Raw genomic sequence first — 2,480 nt, 5'->3', positions numbered from 1 at the left:
CCAAGCCGTCTTGGCCCTGGCCCGCCGCCGCCTCAACGTCTTGTGGGCCATGCTGCGCGACCACACCACCTATCAACCCACCACACCTAACGCCGCGGCGGCTTGACAACGTCATTGAGAATCCTCCATTCCTTGAACAATCGTCAGCACATAGCGATCCAGTGCTGCGGTCGCACCGGTGGCCAGCAGTGCGAACAGCCCGGTCAGGAAAATCACCCCGAGCTCGCCCGGATCGGCATCCCGAGACACCCGTCCGGCAGCCTGCGCGTCGGCGATCGCGGCGATGACGAACCCGGCCAGCGGATGCTCACCCAGCTCATCTTCGACGGGCCGGGTCGCGGAGAAGTGCAGGCCCAGCATGTCTCTGAAAACCACTGGGCCCAAGCGCTCTTCGGCGCCCACCACCTGGCGAACGAGCAGTGTGAGTAGTGACAACAGGTCATCGGACGCGGCGGTTCGGGTGTCCAGCGTTGCCACGATCTCGGCTTCCTCGGCCCGCTCCAACTCGACCAGCACATGCTCCTTGGTCGGGAAATGGAAGTAGAACGTGCCGCGCGCCACCCCCGCCGTCGCTGCGATCGCCGCGACGTCGGCACCCGCCAATCCAGACCGGTCGAACTCGGCCACCGCGGCGTCGAAGACCCGCGCCCGGGTCTGCAGCCGCTGCGCCTCCCGCACCCCGACAACCTGCAAAACAGGTTCTGCGGTCGACGGTGGTGAAGGCACGTTGCCACCCTACAAAATTTCATTGCCACCCGTCAATGACGGACGTCAATGAGTTTGCCAACGGTCCCCATGGTTCCATTGAGCCATGACTGAAGTGCCGAGTCGGCAAGCTCGGTTAGCGCATGCGACGAAGCATGCCGAGCTGTGGAACGCCGGTAAGAAAGAGGAGTGGGTGGCGTCGTGGCGCACGATCTGCCCCGGTGAGGTCCGCATGTTCGACCCGGTCGGTACCGAGGAGAAGCACGGCTTCGACACCGCGACCTCGGACGCGTTTGACATGTTCCAGTCCATCCTCAAGATCAGAATGATCACCGTGCAAGTGAACGGCAACGAGATGGCCTGGGTCTGTGAGAATCAGTTCGGCACCGAGCCGAACGTCCAAATGGCTTACAGCATTGAAACGTTCGCTTGGGACGACGACGGGAATCTGCTCATCAAGACCTACTATCCGATGCCGGAGACCGTTGGTTCCGACAGCGACCCCTACGCGCACCTTCTTGAGGACCAGCAGTAGGTCATTTGGGCGTTGATCTGCCAACTCCTCGGTTTGGTCGTAGCATCGGCCCAATCGGGAGGAAAACAATGAGCAGACGCGCGCGAACCCGTGGGGGGCGCAAGACCCGATGTTTGCGGGTTCTGTGTGGTACGGCGGCGGCCATCGTCGTGGCCCTGTTAAGCGCCGGGATAGCCGACGCCGACGAGGCCGGTTACCTGGATGAGTTGAGCCACCATGGATACCTGGTGACCGCGCCGACGGGGGAGTATCTACTGGGCAGCGGCCACGCGATGTGCGAGCAATTGGACGCCGGGCATTCGCCTGACTACGTCGCCAAGCATTGGACTTACCCCAACGCGTCATATCAGAACTTGCTGGACATGGCGACTGCGGCGCAAAACAACCTATGCGGTGACTGACCGCGAATTAGTCTGCGACGACCGCGATTTCGCTGCCCAGGCGGTACGGCGCCGCTAGCGGAAGGTCATCACCGCTCCAAAACCGGCCCGGGTCAAACCAGTTGGAATGCTTCTCGGTTTCGATCAGCCCCATCTCTTCGTAGGTGACCGCCACCGTTTCCGCGCAGTAGGCGGACTCAAAGCGGCCCTGTCGCTGTTCCGCCCTGCGTCGTCGCGTTGATTCGCGAACCTTGTTGTCCAAGACCGGAATTCCACGTACCCAGTCGTATCTGGTCGGCAGTTGACCGCGCAGCCACCGCAAGGTGAGCCGGGTCGTAGTCGGAAACGGGGTGCCGTCCATCCGAGCGACGACACGCAGCAGTCGATTGTCCTGCTCGCGGGTGGTATCCGGGGTCAGCTGGCGCAACCAGCAGCGCTGTCCATAGCGCTGCAGCCACCGCTCGACTGCTTGCCGGGCGTCGTTGAGTTGCACACCGCGGTGGTTGCTGCCGGTCCAGACATCGGTCAGCTTGTCGCCAAGTTCGGCATGCCACATCAACGGCGGCAGATCCTCGATCGCCACCGTCATGCCGACATGGTTGACCGGGCTGTTCGACAAGGTCTGGATCGCGCGGTCGGGTCCGGAGCGCCCACGGAACAGCCAGACATCGCCGGTCCGGGTTTCGCTTAGCGCGCGGTCCAGGTGCACCGTATGTGTTTCCACCACCGCACCTTATGCACATATCCGGCATCGACGGACGCACTCGCGAATAACCTGTGCTGATGCGCACCATTTGGAAGTTGCTCGGGCTGGCCGGGATCGTCGGGGTCGCCGCCGGGGGAGTGCTGGTAGCCCGCGA

General features: G+C 62.9%; 4 protein-coding genes. 2 read left to right on the top strand and 2 right to left on the bottom strand.

Features of this window, described 5'->3' with window-relative positions:
- Window positions 1–111: 111 nt before the first annotated feature.
- Window positions 112–726, bottom strand: a complete 615-nt coding sequence (locus WAN71_RS13600; protein ID WP_422225835.1) for a TetR family transcriptional regulator — start codon at window positions 724–726, stop codon at window positions 112–114.
- 85 nt (window positions 727–811) lie between these two features.
- Here WAN71_RS13600 and WAN71_RS13595 point away from each other — a divergent pair, with 85 nt between their 5' ends.
- Complete coding sequence (locus WAN71_RS13595) at window positions 812–1,240, top strand: hypothetical protein (protein WP_422225834.1); 429 nt, start codon at window positions 812–814, stop codon at window positions 1,238–1,240.
- A 149-nt stretch (window positions 1,241–1,389) separates the two neighbouring features.
- A complete protein-coding gene (locus WAN71_RS13590; RefSeq protein WP_422225833.1) occupies window positions 1,390–1,641 on the top strand; it encodes a DUF732 domain-containing protein in 252 nt (83 codons plus the stop codon).
- 7 nt (window positions 1,642–1,648) lie between these two features.
- Here WAN71_RS13590 and WAN71_RS13585 read toward each other — a convergent pair whose 3' ends face one another.
- Complete coding sequence (locus WAN71_RS13585; RefSeq protein WP_422225836.1) at window positions 1,649–2,329, bottom strand: guanylate cyclase; 681 nt, start codon at window positions 2,327–2,329, stop codon at window positions 1,649–1,651.
- Window positions 2,330–2,480: the final 151 nt, after the last annotated feature.

This window comes from Mycobacterium sp., from assembly GCF_049280035.1.
GTDB lineage: Bacteria > Actinomycetota > Actinomycetes > Mycobacteriales > Mycobacteriaceae > Mycobacterium.
Note: the sequence above shows the minus strand (reverse complement) of the source record. Positions and strands in the feature narration are given on the sequence as shown.

Coding starts and splice junctions, on each gene's coding strand:
- WAN71_RS13595 (WP_422225834.1), top strand. CDS start 812: ATGACTGAAGTGCCGAGTCGGCAAGCTCGGTTAGCGCATGCGACGAAG.